The sequence below is a fragment of the Vibrio sp. A1-1 genome (genome assembly GCF_021728175.1).
Taxonomy (GTDB): domain Bacteria; phylum Pseudomonadota; class Gammaproteobacteria; order Enterobacterales; family Vibrionaceae; genus Vibrio; species Vibrio diabolicus.
This window is the reverse complement of the sequence record NZ_JAKKCL010000012.1, coordinates 155,122-173,502: the sequence shown is the minus strand read 5'-3', so window position 1 is coordinate 173,502 and position 18,381 is coordinate 155,122. Positions and strand designations below refer to the sequence as shown.

The window sequence follows — 18,381 nt, the reverse complement described above, 5'->3', positions numbered from 1 at the left end:
CGTTAAATAACAGTAATAGATCAAAACTGGGGATCGCGGTCAAGAGGTCTGTCGCACTAACATTTGTAAACGATCACTGGATCACATTGTTTTAATTCTGAAATTGGCTGCGGAATGACGGTTCCAAATGACTACTGCCATATCCCGTTAGATTTGCTGCATAAATATAAAAATTAATGGCCAGCCTTTATCGCTGTTTCTATTATCTCAAACTAAGAGGCGCAACGCCTCTTTTTGCATCCTAACCAGGGCTTTAATCCTCCTCCAGTTCATTTTCATGTCTAGTTATTTATTTCAAAGTAACTGGAATATAAATCACATAATAAATTTTATAATATTCCGCATTATTAATGACGGCTATCACACTTAAGATTGAGTGATACAAAAGTATAGTTATTGGTTTTTTTTTACTATTTCCGAAAACCACTTCATTAATTAAATTTGACTCATTACTTCAGTACCAATGAGTCACAAAATGATTACAGAACTAACAAACGTCAATTTAATTAAAGGCAACCTTCAAGCAAATAATAAAAAAGAAGTCTTTGAAGAGCTAGCACAAATGCTATTCGAAAATAATCGAATCAGCAGCAAAGAGGCTTTTTTAACCGACATCGAAGCACGTGAAGCATTAAGCGTGACTTCAATGGACGGCATCGCCTACCCACACGCAAAAAGCAAAGCGGTTACAGAGCCTGCAATTGCCGTTGGCGTAAAGCAAGAAGGCATCGAGTATGGCGACGAAGAGGGAGTCAAGCCAACCGTATTCTTCATGATTGCTTCACCTGATAACGGTGCCGACCACCATATTTATGTTCTTCAAGAATTATTCGGAAAATTTAGCGAAGAGTTTATTGAAGATATTCATAACGCAAAAGACGAAAACCAAATACTAAATATTTTAATTAATTCATAAGGCGTGAAATTATGAGTACAATCACAGCTCAAGCTAGCAATAATAGCGATTTCAAAAAACTCCTAAGTACCATGAAAGGTCACCTTTTATTCGGTACTTCTCACATGCTTCCATTTATCGTTGCGGGTGGTGTACTACTGGCTCTGGCGGTAATGGCATCCGGTAAAGGTGCGGTTCCTGCAGACGGGTTATTGGCGGATATTTCTAATATCGGTATTAAAGGTCTGGTGCTGTTCCCAATTATTCTTGGTGGCTTCATTGGTTACTCAATTGCAGACAAACCGGCACTTGCTCCAGCGATGATCTCTTCTGGCATCATGGCTGACATGGGCGGCGGCTTCCTAGGTTGTATCGTCGCTGGTTTTATCGCTGGTGGTGTAGTTCTACAACTTAAGAAGATCCCTCTTTCTGCTAACATGACTGCGTTGGGCGCTTACTTTATCTACCCGCTTGTTGGTACGCTTATCTCTGCAGGTATCGTTCTTTGGGGTATCGGTGAGCCAATCAAGATCTTCATGGCTTCTATGAACGAATTCCTAGCTTCTATGGCTGGCGCTTCTAAAGTGGTTCTAGGTACGATTCTTGGTGGTATGACTGCATTCGATATGGGCGGTCCAATCAACAAAGTAGCAACGCTATTCGCTCAAACTCAAGTTGATACTCAACCATGGCTAATGGGCGGTGTTGGTATCGCAATCTGTACGCCTCCTCTAGGTATGGCACTAGCAACATTCCTATTCAAGAAGAAGTTTACTAAGCAAGAGCAAGAAGCAGGTAAAGCAGCAGCAATCATGGGTTCTATCGGTATCTCTGAAGGTGCTATCCCATTCGCAGCAAACGACCCTGTACGCGTTCTTCCTTCAATCGTTGCTGGTGGTATCGTTGGCTGTGTGTTCGGCTTCCTAACAGACGTTCTACTACACGCACCATGGGGCGGTCTAATCACAGCACCTGTATCAAGCAACATCCCAATGTACGTTGTGGGTATCGCACTAGGCTCACTAACAACAGCAGTTATCGTTGGCTTCTGGAAACCAGTTGCTGAAGAAGAAGCAGAAGACGAAATCGTAGAAGCAGCACCTGCACAAGCTCAAGCGGCTCCAGCAGCAGGCGAAGGCGAGTACGACATCGTAGCAGTAACATGTTGCCCATCTGGCGTAGCACACACATTCATGGCAGCGAAAGCACTAGAGAAAGCAGGTGCAGCAGCGGGTCTGAAGATCAAAGTAGAAACTCAAGGTCAAAACGGTATCCAGAACCGCATCACTGACCTAGATGTAGCAAACGCGAAGCTGGTTATTCTAGCTCACGATATCCAAGTAAAAGACGCTCACCGCTTTGCAAAAGCAAACGTTGTTGAGTGTTCAACGAAAGAAGCGATGCGTAACGCAGCGACTCTTGTGAAAGCTTAAACCTTAAGCTCCTCCCCCTAAGAGCCCTTTCCCCCAAAGGGCTCTATTTCAAGTTTTTAAGTTTTTAAGTTTTTAAGTTTTAGTAATACCCCTGATTTTTTAATTATATAACCCTGCAATTTACAAGGCTTTAAAAATGAAATTCAAACCTTCCCTACTCGCTTGCGCAGTTTTAAGTGGTCTAGTCGGTCTGACTGGCTGTAACGACGACACAACCAACATTTATGAAGGCGGTGACACCAACCCTGCACTGCCGGATATTCCTGACGGCGGCAAGCCAGTATGTCCTCCAGTTGGCGATGGCGACTGTGATGACAAGCCAAACCCAGAAACACCTGAAATCGACATGGGCGTTCACATCCCGGTAGATTTCGCCGATATGGACGTAACACGCTACGTCAACCCATTCATCGGCACAGGTAACCTAGGCAACACCTACCCTGGTGCAACCACACCACACGGCATGGTGCAGCTTTCTCCAAACAACGGTTCTAACGGCTGGGAATACATTTCAGGCTACTACTACCACGACGCTCGTACTTCCGGTTTCTCTCATACCCACCTTTCCGGAGCAGGTGCTGGCGACTTGAACGACATTCTCGTCATGCCAATCAACTCGCGTTCGGATTACATGATTGATGAAGGTTCGGCAACGCTAAACCTTGAAGCGTCTCGCTTCCAACATCGTGACGAGCAAGCGACAGCAGGCTACTACAAAGTCGACCTATTGGATTACGACATCAAAGCTGAGTTGACGGCGTCGGATCGCGTTGGTGTACACCGCTACACCTTCCCTCGTGATGAGAAGTCAGAAATCATCGTGAACACCGGCTTCAAAATTAACTGGGACTACACCTCAGATTCTTACTTGAAATGGGACAAAGACAATAACCGTCTAGAAGGTCACCGTTTCTCTGATGGTTGGGCACCAAGCCAAAAAGAATTCTTCGTAATGGAATTCGACCAACCAATCAAAAACGTTCGCTTTGCTTACTACGATAAAGAGCAAGGTCGTTACATGGACGTGCCAGAAGGCATTACGGAAATCGGTAACGAGACACGCGGCAAGTACCAATACGCACGCGCTTACGTTGAGTTCGATACCTCCAAAGACGGCCTAACGGTTGAAGCGAAATTGGCGCTATCAAACGTTGAGATTGGCGAGAACGGTAAATCAGGTGCTTCTCTTAACATGACAGAAGTTGCTGGCATGAACTTCGACCAAGTACGCGAAGCGGCAACGAAGAAATGGGAAGACGAACTCGGCAAGATCCAAGTCTCTGGCGACGAAGATTACAAACAGACGTTCTACACCGCGATGTACCACTCGTACCTAGGTCAAACCATTCACTCTGACTTAGATGGTCGCTACCGCCAAGTTCACCAAGGTCGTAACGCTTACCCAGATGGCAACACACCTTGGGGCGACAAGATTGATACGCTGAAAGAGTCAATCCGCACTGCCGATGCCAACAAAGATGGCAAAGCAGACTTCACGCGCTACGACACTTTCTCTTTGTGGGATACCTACCGCGCAGTTCAACCGCTGTCTTCGATCCTTGAACCTGACCGCCTAGCAGACGTAGTGCTGTCTATGCTGTCTTACGCCGAAGAAGAATGGGTGGATGACAAAGGCAACGTGCGCAAAGGTCGCCTGCCTGAGTGGACATTCAAAGGCAACGAAACCGGCATGATGATGGGCATGCACTCAACGCCTGTGATTCATGATGTATTGTCGAAAGGCTCACTAGAAAAACGCATGATCGATCTTGGCTTCACAGAAGCAGAGCGCAAAGACGTTAAAGAACGTTTAGTTGAAGCGATGATCACTGACGCGCGCGCCGCAACGAGCCAAGGCGTAGCATGGATCAAAGAGTACGAAGAACAAGGTTACGTGCCAGCGCAATTGCACGATACTCCACCAGATTCTTACGGCGGTCACTCACCATTTAAAGACTCTTGGACAGCATCTTACTCGCTTGAATACTCAATGAACGACTGGGCAATCGCGCAATCGATAAAAGAAGTCTTCGGTGAAGAAGATCCACGCTACACCGAGTTCGCTAACCGTTCTAAAAACTGGCAAGCGCAATTCGACTTCGGTGGTAAGCAATACCAAGGTTGGTTCAAAGCCCGTGACTACGATGGCGAGTTTATCGATGCGGGTTGGGTAGACCCAATCACTGGTCGCGCGGTTGGTAAAGACTGGCGTCCAGACATGTTCAACTGGTCATTCTCTGAGTCGAACGGCTGGCAATACTCGTTCAGTGTTCAGCACGACATTCATGGCTTGATTGACCTGATGACACGCTTCGACAAGACACAAAACCCTGAAGCAGAACGCGGTGACTTGTTCGCAGCACGCTTGGATGAGTACTGGTCAACCTACCCAGACCGCAACGCAGGCGACAACCAATTCCCAGTGTTCAACACAGGTAACGTTGGTCAGCACGTTCAAGGTAACGAACCAGATATCCACGTGCCGTACTTGTACAACTACGTCGGTCAACCTTGGAAAGGTCAGGCAGCCATCGCCGCAGCAACCAACATTTGCTACAAGAACACCGCTGACGGCATTTGTGGTAACGACGACTTCGGTACGCTCTCTGCGTGGTTCGTGTTCCGTGCACTTGGCTTCTACCCAGTGAACGCTTCTTCTGGCATCTACGAAATCGGTACTCCGCTGTTTGAAAGCGCGTCTATCGATGTCGGCAACAACCAGAAGTTCACGGTGACTGCGAAGAACGTTAGCCGCGAAAACATCTTCATTCAATCGGCTCGCTATAACAGCAAAGACTTCAACCGTACTTACCTGACTCATGACGAAATCATGTACGGCGGTGAGTTGGAGTTCGTGATGGGCGACAAACCAAATCAACGTTGGGGCTCTCTAGAGCAAGATCTTCCACCAGCACAAGGCATCGGTGAGTTCTTGCATGAAGACGAGATGCCAGCAGGTTCTCGTTAATCCCAATAGTGACAACTCAGCCGGGGGAACGCATCTCCCGGCTATCCCTACAAGCAAATTTTATAAGCAGTCCTTTATAAACACTTTTTATATACGAATAACGACAAAACGGTATGCACATGTTTAAACGTAATCTTATCTCTTTGGCTATCCTGGTTGGTCTGACGGGTGGCATAGCTGGCTGTAACAGCGACAACGATTCTTCCTCTTCACTGCCGGGCGATCCAATTGTTGATCTCGCGGTGTTGAAATACGTCGATCCTATGATCGGCACAGCAGCTTCTGGTCATACATTCCCGGGCGCGACGGTACCGGCAGGTATGGTTCAACTGTCTCCAGATACTTTCATCGGCTCTAACACAGACCATGAATCAGGGCTTAACCCTTGGCACTCAGCTTCTGGCTACTGGGATTCATCTAACTACGAAACTGGCGAAGTAGTTAACACCGACGTTCCGCTGTACGGCTTCTCCCATACTCACCTTTCAGGTACAGGCGCAACGGACTTAGGCGACATCTTGGTTCTGCCATACACAGACATGGCGAACACACAGCTGAACTCTTTCGACAAAGCCAATGAAGAAGCAAGCGCAGGCTACTACAAAACCAAGCTAAACCAAGGTCAAATCGAAGTGGAACTGAGCGCAACCAAACGCGTTGGTTTGCACAGATACACCTTTGCTGATGGCGCTGACCGTAACGTGAAGTTCGATTTAGGTCATACCCTAATGAACAACAACGGCAAATCTTTGAAGAACAAAGTAGAAGTGGTGGACGAATACACCATTCGCGGTCGTAAAACATCAACAGGCTGGTTCCAAGGGCAAGACCACCAAGGTCAAGACATCTTCTTCTACGCGAAATTCAACCAACCAATCGCCAAAGCACTGTTGGGCGAACAAGATCTAGAACCAACGCGCGAAATGCTCAATGGCTCGGTTTACTCAGGCGATGATCTGACCGCTTATCTAAACTTCGGCACAGGCGAAGAGCCAATTGAAATCCGCGTGGGTATCTCTCCAGTTAACTGGCAAGGCGCACAGAAAAACTTAGAAGCGGAAGCACCAAGTTTCGACCTAGCAAAAGTGAAAGAAGACGCGGAATACGCGTGGGCTGAGAAGCTAGCGAAAATCAAAGTAGAAGGCGGCACAGACGCAGAGAAAACCAACTTCTACACTGGCATGTACCACATGATGATCGCGCCAATCGAGTTCTACGATGTGGATGGTCAATACGTGGATATGCTTGGCACAGTGCGCACACTGAAAGATGGCGACACGCCAAACTACTCGATTTACTCAACGTGGGATACGTTCCGCGCCGTTCACCCAATGTGGACCATCATCGACCCAGATCAAGCAACGCTTTACGTGAAAGACTTGATTCGTAAATCTAACGACGAGTTTGGTCTATTGCCGAAATGGGAAGGTCACGGCTCAGAAACTGGCACCATGATCGGCTACCCATCGGCAGCGATTTTAGGCGATGCTGTAACCAAAGGCTTGATTGATGCAGAGCAAGCTTACACCGCATCAGTGAAATCAGCTCGCTACACACCGCATGAGTACCCACAGATTCATGACGACATCCTAAGCTCACTCATGGCAGGTCAGTTGAACTACCACGAGAAAGAACAGTGTGTTCGTTACCCGAACTGGAACTCAGTATCGTACTCGTTGGAATTCTCATTCTACGATTGGACGATCGCAGAAATGGCAAAAGCCGCTGGCGATATGGACGCGTATGAAGAGTTCAAAGCTCGTTCTTACAACTCTTTGAAACACTGGGATGCAGAAGCAGGTAACGCAGACGGCACGGGCTTCTTCGTACCAACAGAGCTGAAAGAAGGTGACCCATGTGCACTGAAATACGCTTCAACTGACTTCGACCCTTACAAGTCTGACGCGTTCTACTACACAGAAGGTAACGCGTGGCAGTGGCAATGGGCGTTCATGCAAGACTTGGACAAGCTGACTGAAATCATGGGCGGCACACAAGGTCTGAACGACAAGCTGAACAACCTATTTACTGCCGATCCAAATGGCGGCGAAGCGCACCAAGACATGACTGGCTACATCGGTCAGTACATTCACGGTAACGAGCCTTCGCACCACGTTATCTACTTGTACAACCGTACTGAAGAATCTTACAAGGCGCAGGAATACCTAGACCAAGTTTACGACCAGTTCTACAAACCGACGCCAGACGGCATCATCGGTAACGAAGATGTGGGTCAAATGTCGGCGTGGTACTTGATGTCGGCACTGGGCTTCTACCAAATCTCGCCAACCGATCCAACCTACAGCATCGGTCGTCCAATCTTCGACAAAGCGACGGTAGACATTGGTTCTGGCACGTTCACGGTAACGGCTGAGAACAACGGTCCAGACAACATGTACATCAAAGAAGTAACCATCAACGGTAAGCCTCTGGATGTTTACAACACCTTCCAGCACAGCGAATTCAAAGCAGGCGGCGAACTGCACTTCGTGATGACAGCTGACAAGTCTGAAGCAATGCAAGCCAACCTAGGCGAATAATGATTTTGAGTGGACCTTGTGTCCCCTTTTCTCGTGGAATAAAAACAATGAAACTAAAAAGAACCCTACTCTCTACTGCAGTGTTAACCGCCATGCTTGGTCTTGCTGGTTGTAGCAGCGACTCTGATCCAGAAACTCCAGTTATCTCTACCCCTACTTTGGAATTCGTTGATACCTTGATCGGCACTAAAGGTCTTGGCAACGTTAACCCGTCTCCAGTTATGCCAGAAGGTATGATTCAGCCATCACCAGATAACTTCGATCCAAACGGTTGGAATGGCAAAGGCTCACCTGTCGAATACGATCCTGTGCACAGCCTGCTTTCTGGCTTCTCAATGACCCACATTTCCGGCGCAGGTAAAGGCGACCTAAACGACTTCGCTTTCTTGCCATACACAGGCTTTAATACCGATGCCGTGACCATGGATAAAAGCTCGGAAGTGGCAGAGGTTGGTTACTACTCGATTGACCTTGTAGAAACTGGCGTAAAAGCTGAACTGTCGGCAACCGACCGCGTGGCATTCCAACGTTACACCTTTAAACCGGGTGAAGATCGTAAAGTGCGTATCGACCTGCAACACGAACTACTGGAGCAATACGGCAACCACTCTCGCAACATCTACTACAAACGCGTTAACGACACTACCGTCGTAGGCGCGCGTACCTCAAACGAATGGGGTCAATGGCAAACCGTGTTCTTCGCGGCAGAATTCTCTGATCCAATCATTGAAGAGAACCTGTACACCAAGCTGGCTTCTGAGAGCAAACTGACTCCAACTGACGCTACCGAAGTCGGCTTAGAAGATTACCGCGGTTACGCAGAGCACAAACCAATGCCGGGCGAGCCAGAACCTGACCCAGAACGTTTGGCAAAACGCGCAAACGATGTCCTGACACATTTGAACTTTGGCAAGAGCGATGAGCCATTGGTGGTCAAAGTAGCAATTTCTGGTACTGGCGTTGACGGCGCACTGAAGAACCTAGAAGCAGACACTAACGGCTGGGACTTCGACAACGTCGTACAACAAAACCGTGTGGCTTGGGAAAACATCCTTGGCGAGTTTGAACTGGAAGGCGGCAACAAAGCCGACAAGACCATGTTCTATACCTCGCTCTACCGTACGTTTGTTGCTCCATTCCTATACCAAGACGTGGATGGCAAATACCGTGGCATGGATGGCAAAGTGCACCAAGCAGAAGATGGCTTAGTGAACTACTCAGTGTACTCAATGTGGGATACCTTCCGCGCCGCACACCCACTGAAAACCATCATCGACAAAGACCGCGCGATTGAACACGCACGCGATCTATTGAACAAATACCAAACGGGTGGCGTGCTACCAAAATGGGAACTGCACTCGGATTACACTGGTGAAATGGTCGGTCATCCTGCAGTCTCAGTTATCGCCGATATCATGGTCAAACACCCAGAAGCCTTTACCGCAGCTGAGTTTGATTTGGCGTTGAAAGCCGCTGACGAAACGGTCAACTTTAACCTTGATAAAACTGAAAGCTGGGTGCCTTACCAAGATGCTTGGAACGGCGACAAACGCTTCACAGTAATGACGCGTCATAACGACTACCAAGAAGACGTCGGCTTTATTCCAGCCAACACTAAATGGGCGCCGGACTCTGGCGAAAAACCGGGTTACGTGGAAGGCTTGAAAGTCGATAAATACGACGAGCTCGTGAACGAATCGGTGTCTTACGGTCTTGAGAATGCTTACTACGACTGGTGTATCGCTCAGATCGCTAAACTTGCGGGCAACGACCAGCAGTACGACCGCTACATGGCTCGTTCTGAATCGTTCAAGAACTACTTCGATTACAACCCAGAGCAATACGGCAAACTGCAAGACACTAAAGGCAACGCATTGGGTGCAACGGGCTTTATGCGTCCGGCTTACATCAACAGCGGCAGCAAGGTTTGGGCAAACAACCTGAAAGCCGAATGTTTGGACGAGAACATGGCGTTGTCTATCCCAGACGGTATGGACTACAACGCGTGTAAAGACCGCAAAGCACTCAACGAAAGTGACGTGTTCTGGCCTTACCGCGCCGAACACCGAGGCGAAGACTTTACTGAAGGCAACACATGGCAATGGACATGGTTTGCACCGCACAACTTGAACGGTCTGGCTAACGTGATGGGCGGCGAGCACATCGACCGCACTGACTTCTCTCTTCCTGAAGACATAACCGAACAAGGCAAAGCGGCATTCCTCGCTAACTTGAATGCGCTGTTTAATGCGGACTCCAACGCCGATACGAGCCAATCACACGACATGTCTGGCTACATCGGTCAGTTCGTGATGGGTAACGAGCCAGATCATCACGTGCCTTACCTATACAACTGGACGGCAGAGCCTTGGAAGACACAAGAAATCATCGACCAAGCGATGAACGAGTTCTACCACCCAACCCATGAAGGTCTGATTGGTAACGAAGACGTCGGTCAGATGTCGGCGTGGTATGTGATGTCTGCATTGGGCTTCTACCAAGTCACACCGGGCGAAGCAAGTTACACCATCGGTCGTCCTCTGTTCGACAAAGCCGTGATTCCAGTCGCGGACGGTAAATTCACCATCACCTCAGAAAATAACAGCCAAGAGAGCATCTACGTTAAGTCGGTGACCATCAACGGCAAACAATTGAGTGACAACTTCAGCTTCGCGCACAGCGATTTGAAAGACGGTGGTGAGCTGCATTTCGTCATGACTTCAGACAAATCTGAAGCGATGAAAGCGCAGTAACCGATACCCATCCAAATAACGAAAGGGGGCATCTAGCCCCCTAAAAAACTTCACTTCAGTGGAACCAAAAAAATGAAACTAAAAAGAACCCTTATCTCTACCGCTATTCTCGCTGCCATGTTTGGTCTTGCTGGTTGTAACAGTGATGACGACAACAGCAAATCTGGTACACCATCCCTCGACACCACGCTAACCCAATACGTCAACCCATTGATTGGTACAGGCGCAGATGGTCACACCTTCCCGGGGGCGGTTGTGCCTTACGGTTTGGTACAACTATCTCCTGATACCGAAATGGAAGGCTGGGGCTCTGCTGCAGGTTACTTCGACCACGGCAAGCTGACTGAAATCCCAGTGTATGGTTTTTCCCACACTCACCTTTCTGGCACAGGCATTACCGACCTTGGTGATATCTTAGTTCTGCCTTTCACCAAGAAAGAAAACGCCGTTTTCAACACCTTCGATAAAGACAACGAAACTGCAGAAGCGGGCTACTATGCGGTTGAACTGAACAAAGGTGAAATCAAAGCCGAGCTAACCACCACGCAACGTGTTGGCTTCCACCGCTACACCTTCAAAGAAGGCACTACGCCACACATCAAGTTCGATTTAGACCACACTCTCAATAAAGGTCACTTCAACAACCGCACCATGAAGGGCGATTTGGAGTTTATCGACGCTTACACCATTCGCGGTTTACGTAGCTCGAACGGTTGGGCGAACAACCAACACGTCTACTTCTACGCCACCTTCAACCAACCTATCGTCAAAGCCATTGCTCTAGTTGACGGCGCAGAAACGGAAATCGATGTAAACAACGACAATATCGACGCAGTGAAAACCATCGCTTACCTAGAATTCGCACCATCATCAACACCGCTAGAAATCCAAGTAGGCTTGTCACCGACAGGCACAGAAGGTGCGGAGAAGAACTTAGAAGCAGAAGCGAAAGGTGTGTCATTTGATACTGCGCGCGCTCAAGCCAACGACGCATGGCACCAAGAGCTTAGCCGCATGATGGTATCTGGCGGCACAGAAGATCAAAAAGAGATCTTCTACACCGCGCTTTACCACGCTTCTATCGCGCCAATGATTTTCCAAGATGTCGACGGTCAATACCCAGCGATGCGTACTCGCATTCAAAAAGACGCGGGTGACACACCAAACTACTCCGTGTACTCCATGTGGGATACCTTCCGTGCAGCGCATCCACTGAAAACCATCATCGACCCAGAACGTGCCGAAGAGTTTGCCAACGATCTAATTCGTAAATACGAAGACGGTGGCATCTTGCCGAAATGGGAACTGCACAGCCACTACACGGGCACTATGATCGGCTTCCCTGCGGTCTCAATCATTGCTGACGCGATGGCAAAAGGTTTAGACATCGACCCACAACTTGCCAAAGAAGCGGCTGAGTTTACGGTGCGTTACCACGAGGCGTCTGAATTCCCTGATTGGACGGAAGACAACAACATCGGCGCAGCAAACGTTGTGCAAGTGAAAGTGTACGAAGAAAACGGCTTTGTTCATCACGGCTACTGGAACAGTGCGTCTTACACGCTTGAGTTTGCTTATGGTGACTGGGCAATGGCAGAAATCGCGCGCATGGCTGGCGATGTAAAATTGCAAGAAGAGTTTATGACTCGTGCCGACAACTGGCTTAACCATTGGGATGCCGAGACAGGCTTCTTACGTCCGAAAAACCACCCGCTTAGCTCATCACCAAACAAACCGCCTTTGGAGTTCAACCAACCGATTGATGAAGAGCGTTTGGATGAGTGTGAAATGGTTGAATGGCCGGAAGGCTCTGGCGTGATGAAAGAGAAATGCCCACTGCTACCGTTCGACCCTTACTACGTGGACGAGTTTGCCTACACCGAAGGGAACGCGTGGCAATGGAAGTTCCAACCAATGCACGATTTCACCCGCCTGAAACAAGAAATCTACCAAGCCGACTTGGCGCAAGGCAAAGACACCACGCCAGAGAAAGCGTTCCGTGAAGACTTGGACGAACTATTCAATGCGCGTTCTTCAAACACAGGTGAAGAGCTGCCAGATCTAACGGGTTACATCGGTCAGTACATGCACGGTAACGAGCCATCGCACCACATTCCTTACCTATACGCGCTAACGGATGAGCCATGGAAAGCGCAAGAGTACCTAGACCGCATCATGTCAGAGATGTACACCAGCGAGCCAACTGGTTTGATTGGTAACGAAGACGTGGGTCAGATGAGTTCTTGGTACTTGATGTCGGCAATGGGCTTCTACCAAGTGACGCCTGCGGATCCGGTCTACACCATCGGTCGCCCTATGTTTGATGAAATCACCATTCCAGTGGAAGGCGGCGAATTCACAGTCATCGCAGACAACAACAGCCCACACAACAAGTACGTGAAGTCCGTAACCATCAACGGCAAACCGCTGGATGCCAACTTCACCTTCAAACACAGCGAAATCAAAGCGGGCGGTGAGCTTCACTTCGTCATGACGGGTGACAAGCAAGAAGCGCTTCAAGCTCAGTAACGTTTTATGTAATTCGTGTTTAAAGAATAAGCAGATAGATTAACTCAGTGGCAGGAAGTGACGCGCTTCCTGCCTAAGGAATCAAGATTATGAACTTTACGAAAACCGCTATCGCCACCGCAGTGATTGCAAGTGTTATTGGTTTGGCTGGCTGCAACGATGACGACGATAACACCTCACCAAGCGTCGATACTTCCAACCTAAAATACGTCGACCCATTCATTGGGACAGGCTTTAACGGACACACCTTCCCGGGTCCTGTTGTGCCAGAAGGCATGGTGCAACTTTCTCCAGATACCGAGCTGATCGGCTGGCACTCTTCATCAGGTTACCACTTTGATAAAAAGACCTTGTTTGGCTTCTCCCACACTCACCTATCCGGCACGGGTATGGGCGGCTTAGGTGACATTCTGTTCCTACCGTTTACCGAAGATAAAGCTAAATACATCGAAGACAGCGACGACTACCGAGAAGCGATTTCGGTCAAGATGGACAAAACCTCTGAAGTGGCAGAAGCAGGTTACTACTCTGTGAAGATTGCAGAAAACGGCATCAAAGCGGAGCTTACGGCGTCTGAACGTGTCGGCTTCCATCGTTACACCTATCCGCAAGGTCAACCACAACGTTTGAAGATTGACCTCAACTCCATCCTAAACAGTGACTGGGGTTCGACCTCTCTGCGCAACAAACTGACGGTGAGCGAAGACGGCCATACCATCACGGGCGAGCGCGATGCAGCGCACTTCTCTGGTTGGGCGAAAAACCAAAAAATCTTCTTCTATGCGACTTTCGATAAGAAGATCAAAGACGTCTACATCCTTGCCAATGGTAAGCCTGTTGACGGTCTATCGGCAGAGCACGTTTCCGAATTGATTTACGATGACCAAGGTAATCCAGTTAAGCGTGTCAAAGCGGACGTCACTGCCTACATCGAATTTGAAGATGAAGGCTCACAAGAATTGAATGCTCAAGTGGCGTTATCTGCGGTTGACCCACAAGGCGCAGAAAACAACTACGATGCCGAAGCGAATGTCTCTTTCGATACTGCGCGTAACAACGCACGTGAGAAATGGGCAAAAGCACTGAACTTCTCTATCGAAGGGGGTACGGAAGATCAGAAAGAGATCTTCTACACTGCGCTTTACCACACCAAAATTGCGCCGATGGTGCATCAAGACGTGGATGGTCGATTCCGAGGCATGGGCAAAGGCTCAATTCGTGAAGGCGAAGGGGAATACTCCATCGCTTACGGTCAAGCAACGGAAGAACAGCCAAACTTCTCGGTTTACTCTCTATGGGATACCCAACGTGCATTACACCCACTGAAAACCATCACAGAGCCAACTCGCGCGGTGCAATACGCGAAGAACCTAGTTCAGAAGTACACTGAAAGCGGCTTGCTACCGAAATGGGAGCACTTAGGCGACGAGACAGGCACCATGGTCGGTTACCCAGCGGTAGCAGTGATTGCGGATGCGATCACCAAATTCCCAGAAGAGTTTACTCAACAAGAGAAAGAGCTGGCGCTGAAAGCCGCGATCAACTCTTCGACTTACGAGAACTACCCTGCATTGCAAGCCGATTGGGATCAGGGCGTATTGGATCGCACTTTAACCAAGCACATCGACTACATTGAGAAAAACGGCTTCACGCCTGCCATCCAACGTGTCGATGGTGAGCCAGTATTTGAAGACTACACGGTTGAGTCTGTTTCTTACGGTCTGGAAAACGCGTTCTACGATTGGGCTATCGCGCAAATCGCCAAAGCAGCCGGTGATACTCAAGCGGAAGAGCAATACCTTGAACGCTCAAAAGGCTACAAAAAGTACTTCGATTACAACCCAACGGAATACGCAGAACATGGTGTAACTGGCTTCATGCGCCCAGTGATGATTGATGAAACCTTCATGACGCCATTCGACCCATACGGTACAGAACACGAGACAGGCAACTACACCGAAGGTAACGCGTGGCAGTGGACTTGGTTTGTACCGCATGACATCGCGGGCTTGAAGACCATCATGGGTGGCGATGCTGAATTCCAGAAAAACCTAGAAGCCACCTTCACCGCAGAAAGCCAAGGCACAGAAACACCGGATATGTCTGGTTTGATTGGTCAAGTTGCGTTTGGTAACGAGCCTTCGCACCACATTCCTTACCTATTCAACTGGACTGCAGAACCATGGAAGACGCAACAAGTCGTCGACCACATTCTGGATGACATGTACTTTGCTGCTCCAGAAGGCGTCATTGGTAACGAAGACGTAGGCGCAATGTCCGCGTGGTATGTGATGTCTGCATTAGGCTTCTACCAAGTAAACGCAGCAGAACCTATTTACACTGTGGGTCGTCCGCTATTCGACAAAGCGGTGATTCCGGTGAGAGGCGGTACGTTCACCATCACCACAGAGAACAACGCCGATGACAACATATACATCAAGTCTGTCACCATCAATGGCAAAGCTTTGGATAACGGTTTCTTCTTCGACCACTCCGAGTTCAAACCGGGTGGTGAGTTGCACTTCGTGATGACGAGCGATCAATCTGAAGCGATGAAAGCGCCTCAATAACCTTCACTTGAAATGTGTTCCTCAGGCCAAATCAGTCTGAGGAACATAAGTTCAAATCAATCCCTTCCACTAATGATAGTGTCATTTCTGCTGCCGGAACTTCTTTGCAACCCGACGAATTTTGTCCGCACCACAACGGCGTAAATTCATCTCGGTTTTGCTTCTCCATAAGCGCTCTTAACTGAGTCATTTCAATGGAAGCATATGGGAATTTCGGCGCAGACTCACAGATGTAGCCTAGCTCCGACATCGCGCGATTCACAATGCCTCGTGCTGGTCTGCCCGAGAAAACATTAGTCACCGCCGTATGCTGCGCGCGCTCACTGGCAATCGCATATCGATGTAAAGACGAGGTTTTTGCCTCATCACACAACAAATAGGCGCTGCCAACCTGCACGGCACTTGCTCCTAACTTTAGCGCGGCTTGTACACCGTTTCTATCGGCTATTCCTCCTGCTGCAATAACAGGTAAATTCACGCGCTTGACGATTTGCGGTAACAACGCCATCAAGCCTAGTTGAGTAGATAAATCATCTGACAAAAACATGCCTCGGTGTCCACCAGCCTCCAAGCCTTGAACGATAATGCCGTCAACGCCTTTTGCTTCCAGCCACAGTGCTTCATCCACAGTGGTCGCTGTCGAAAGGATCTTCCCTCCCCAGCCTCTAATTCGCGCTAACAAGTCATCGGCAGGCAAACCAAAGTGGAAACTGATCACTGGCGGTGCAAATGGTTCAATCGCGTTAGCAATATCATGATTGAAAGGCATCCTTGTCGGAGCGTTTGGCTGAGCCTGTACGGTTGCACCAACTTCAGCAAAATACGGTTGCAGCGTTTTTTGCCACTCTTCGTGCTTGTTAGCGTCGTATTCCGGCATTTCATGGCAAAAGAAGTTGAGGTTGAACGGTCGGTTGGTTGCCTGTTTGATAAGTTGAAGTTCTTTTACGATGGCGTCTTTGTTCAGCATTCCACAAGGTAACGAGCCAAGCCCGCCAACATTACTGACAGCTATGGTCATTTGGCTGTCTTGCACGCCGGCCATTGGCGCTTGAATAATCGGTAACTCTGTTCCCAAAAGTGTATTAAATACCTTGTTTATCATGATCTTTCCTTGAAAACTTAACCTTTCCCTGTGATGGCTCTGCGCCATAGTTATCCAGACTAGACTTTCACATGATTAACCACTTATAAAGTTAAAGTGATGCATTTGTGCGCTATGCACTTTTGATAGAAATGACAAAGGGAGCCTATGGCTCCCTTGATGTAGTGGCGAACAAGAATTGAAATGGCTATCGTGCTACATCTGATTCAAGCTCTAATTCTGCAACAGAAAGCATCGCAAACTCTTCCTCGGCGGTTGCTGCAACCAATTTGTTGCGGCTGTACAACCCATAATAAACACCACCGATAAGAAACAATCCCATTGTCATGAAAAAGGCTGAGGGATCAAAAGCATAAACACCTGTCATTGCGATCAAAGAAAGCACCAGAGAAATACTCGAAGTAATTATCCCGCCAGGCGTTTTATATGGGCGAGCTAACTCCGGCTGTTTAATTCGCAATAAAATATGGCTCAAGGACATTAATGCGTACGATACAGTCGCACCGACAACAGCCATCGCCAAGATTAAGTCCCCCTCCCCCGTAAGAGAAACCAAGAACCCAAAAACTCCCGGAACCAAAAGCGCACGAGAAGGCACTTTTTTGTCACTGGTTAATGACAAAGTTTGCGGCAAATAACCCGCGCGGGAAAGCGCAAACACCAAGCGACTGTAACCATAAATGATAGAGAAGAAAGAAGCGATAAGACCAGCCAATCCAAGTAAGTTCACGGCCATTGCTATCGTTGAATTGCCTGTAAGCTTCAGCGCGTCAACTAATGGCACCGCGCTATCGCCTATGACCTTTGAACCAACCGCACCAGCCAAAAGAACGACTACCAGAGTTGCGGTTAGTAATAAAAACAACATCGCACCAATGATGCCTTTTGGAACATCTTTCGCCGGATTTTTTGCTTCCTCTGCCGCTAAAGGTACACCTTCAACCGCAAGAAACAACCACATTGCAAATGGCAACGCCGCCCACACGCCATACCACCCAAACGGCAAGATTTCTGTTGCCTGAGCCGTCGCCGGAGCAATATCGAATAAGTTGTTCACATCAAAGTGACCAATAAGCACACCTGCAGTAATGAGAATGGCTAACACAGCCAAACCGCTGATGACCATCATTACTTTGAGAGCTTCGCCAACCCCTGCCATATGAATAGCGATAAAGACGGCGTAGAAAAGTGCGTAAACAACAGGGCCATCGATACCAACCAATTCATTCACTGCTGAGCCAATAAAAATTACTATCGCAGCAGGCGCGAGCGCATATTCAATCAAAACTGATAAGCCAGTGAAAAAGCCACCTGTCGGCCCCATCGCCTGTCTTGCGAAGCTGTAACCACCACCCGCAGCAGGAATAGCCGCAGACATTTCAGCTAAAGACAATACTAGCGTGAAATACATTACTGCCATCGCGATAGCAGCAATAAGAAAGCCTCCCCATCCTGCTTGAGCGATGCCAAAGTTCCAACCGGCGAAGTCACCAGATATAACATACGAGACACCTAAGCCAGCAAGTAAAATCCAACCTGCGGTGCCTCTTTTTAGCTGCCTTTTGGCCAAGTACTCCTGATGTTTAGACAT

The 18,381-nt window shown here is 48.5% G+C and carries 9 protein-coding genes; 7 read left to right on the top strand and 2 right to left on the bottom strand.

All coding sequences use genetic code 11. The features are described 5' to 3' along the window. Positions 1-475 precede the first annotated feature (475 nt). The 7 genes from L3V30_RS17200 (at position 476) to L3V30_RS17170 (ending at position 15,688) form a co-directional block, all read left to right on the top strand. On the top strand, positions 476-916 hold the full coding sequence (locus L3V30_RS17200) for a PTS sugar transporter subunit IIA (protein WP_237309380.1): 441 nt from the start codon (positions 476-478) through the stop codon (positions 914-916). A gap of 11 nt (positions 917-927) precedes the next feature. Next, positions 928-2,328 carry a fructose-specific PTS transporter subunit EIIC gene (locus L3V30_RS17195; RefSeq protein ID WP_152813424.1) on the top strand — a complete coding sequence of 467 codons (1,401 nt, stop codon included), beginning with the start codon at positions 928-930 and terminating at the stop codon, positions 2,326-2,328. A 136-nt stretch (positions 2,329-2,464) separates the two neighbouring features. Next, positions 2,465-5,296 (top strand): GH92 family glycosyl hydrolase, encoded by a 2,832-nt coding sequence (locus tag L3V30_RS17190; RefSeq protein WP_237309379.1) that lies wholly within the window; start codon positions 2,465-2,467, stop codon positions 5,294-5,296. Between the two features lie 119 nt (positions 5,297-5,415). Continuing rightward, positions 5,416-7,836 (top strand): GH92 family glycosyl hydrolase, encoded by a 2,421-nt coding sequence (locus tag L3V30_RS17185; RefSeq protein ID WP_237309378.1) that lies wholly within the window; start codon positions 5,416-5,418, stop codon positions 7,834-7,836. A gap of 47 nt (positions 7,837-7,883) precedes the next feature. Next, a complete protein-coding gene (locus tag L3V30_RS17180) occupies positions 7,884-10,589 on the top strand; it encodes a GH92 family glycosyl hydrolase (RefSeq protein WP_237309377.1) in 2,706 nt (901 codons plus the stop codon). Between the two features lie 72 nt (positions 10,590-10,661). Then, entirely contained in the window at positions 10,662-13,118 is a 2,457-nt protein-coding gene (locus L3V30_RS17175; protein ID WP_237309376.1) for a GH92 family glycosyl hydrolase, read from the top strand. An 89-nt stretch (positions 13,119-13,207) separates the two neighbouring features. Further along, positions 13,208-15,688, top strand: a complete 2,481-nt coding sequence (locus L3V30_RS17170) for a GH92 family glycosyl hydrolase (protein WP_237309375.1) — start codon at positions 13,208-13,210, stop codon at positions 15,686-15,688. A gap of 31 nt (positions 15,689-15,719) precedes the next feature. Here L3V30_RS17170 and L3V30_RS17165 read toward each other — a convergent pair whose 3' ends face one another. Further along, complete coding sequence (locus L3V30_RS17165) at positions 15,720-16,790, bottom strand: nitronate monooxygenase (RefSeq protein ID WP_237309374.1); 1,071 nt, start codon at positions 16,788-16,790, stop codon at positions 15,720-15,722. Between the two features lie 187 nt (positions 16,791-16,977). Then, positions 16,978-18,381 (bottom strand): ethanolamine permease, encoded by a 1,404-nt coding sequence (eat, locus tag L3V30_RS17160; protein WP_085343305.1) that lies wholly within the window; start codon positions 18,379-18,381, stop codon positions 16,978-16,980.

What these genes read in the sequence shown, in the direction of transcription:
- L3V30_RS17170 (WP_237309375.1), top strand. Translation starts at nt 13,208, where the DNA reads ATGAACTTTACGAAAACCGCTATCGCCACCGCAGTGATTGCAAGTGTT.
- L3V30_RS17200 (WP_237309380.1), top strand. Translation starts at nt 476, where the DNA reads ATGATTACAGAACTAACAAACGTCAATTTAATTAAAGGCAACCTTCAA.
- L3V30_RS17185 (WP_237309378.1), top strand. Translation starts at nt 5,416, where the DNA reads ATGTTTAAACGTAATCTTATCTCTTTGGCTATCCTGGTTGGTCTGACG.
- L3V30_RS17190 (WP_237309379.1), top strand. Translation starts at nt 2,465, where the DNA reads ATGAAATTCAAACCTTCCCTACTCGCTTGCGCAGTTTTAAGTGGTCTA.
- L3V30_RS17180 (WP_237309377.1), top strand. Translation starts at nt 7,884, where the DNA reads ATGAAACTAAAAAGAACCCTACTCTCTACTGCAGTGTTAACCGCCATG.
- L3V30_RS17195 (WP_152813424.1), top strand. Translation starts at nt 928, where the DNA reads ATGAGTACAATCACAGCTCAAGCTAGCAATAATAGCGATTTCAAAAAA.
- eat (WP_085343305.1), bottom strand. Translation starts at nt 18,381, where the DNA reads ATGTCTAAACATCAGGAGTACTTGGCCAAAAGGCAGCTAAAAAGAGGC.
- L3V30_RS17175 (WP_237309376.1), top strand. Translation starts at nt 10,662, where the DNA reads ATGAAACTAAAAAGAACCCTTATCTCTACCGCTATTCTCGCTGCCATG.
- L3V30_RS17165 (WP_237309374.1), bottom strand. Translation starts at nt 16,790, where the DNA reads ATGATAAACAAGGTATTTAATACACTTTTGGGAACAGAGTTACCGATT.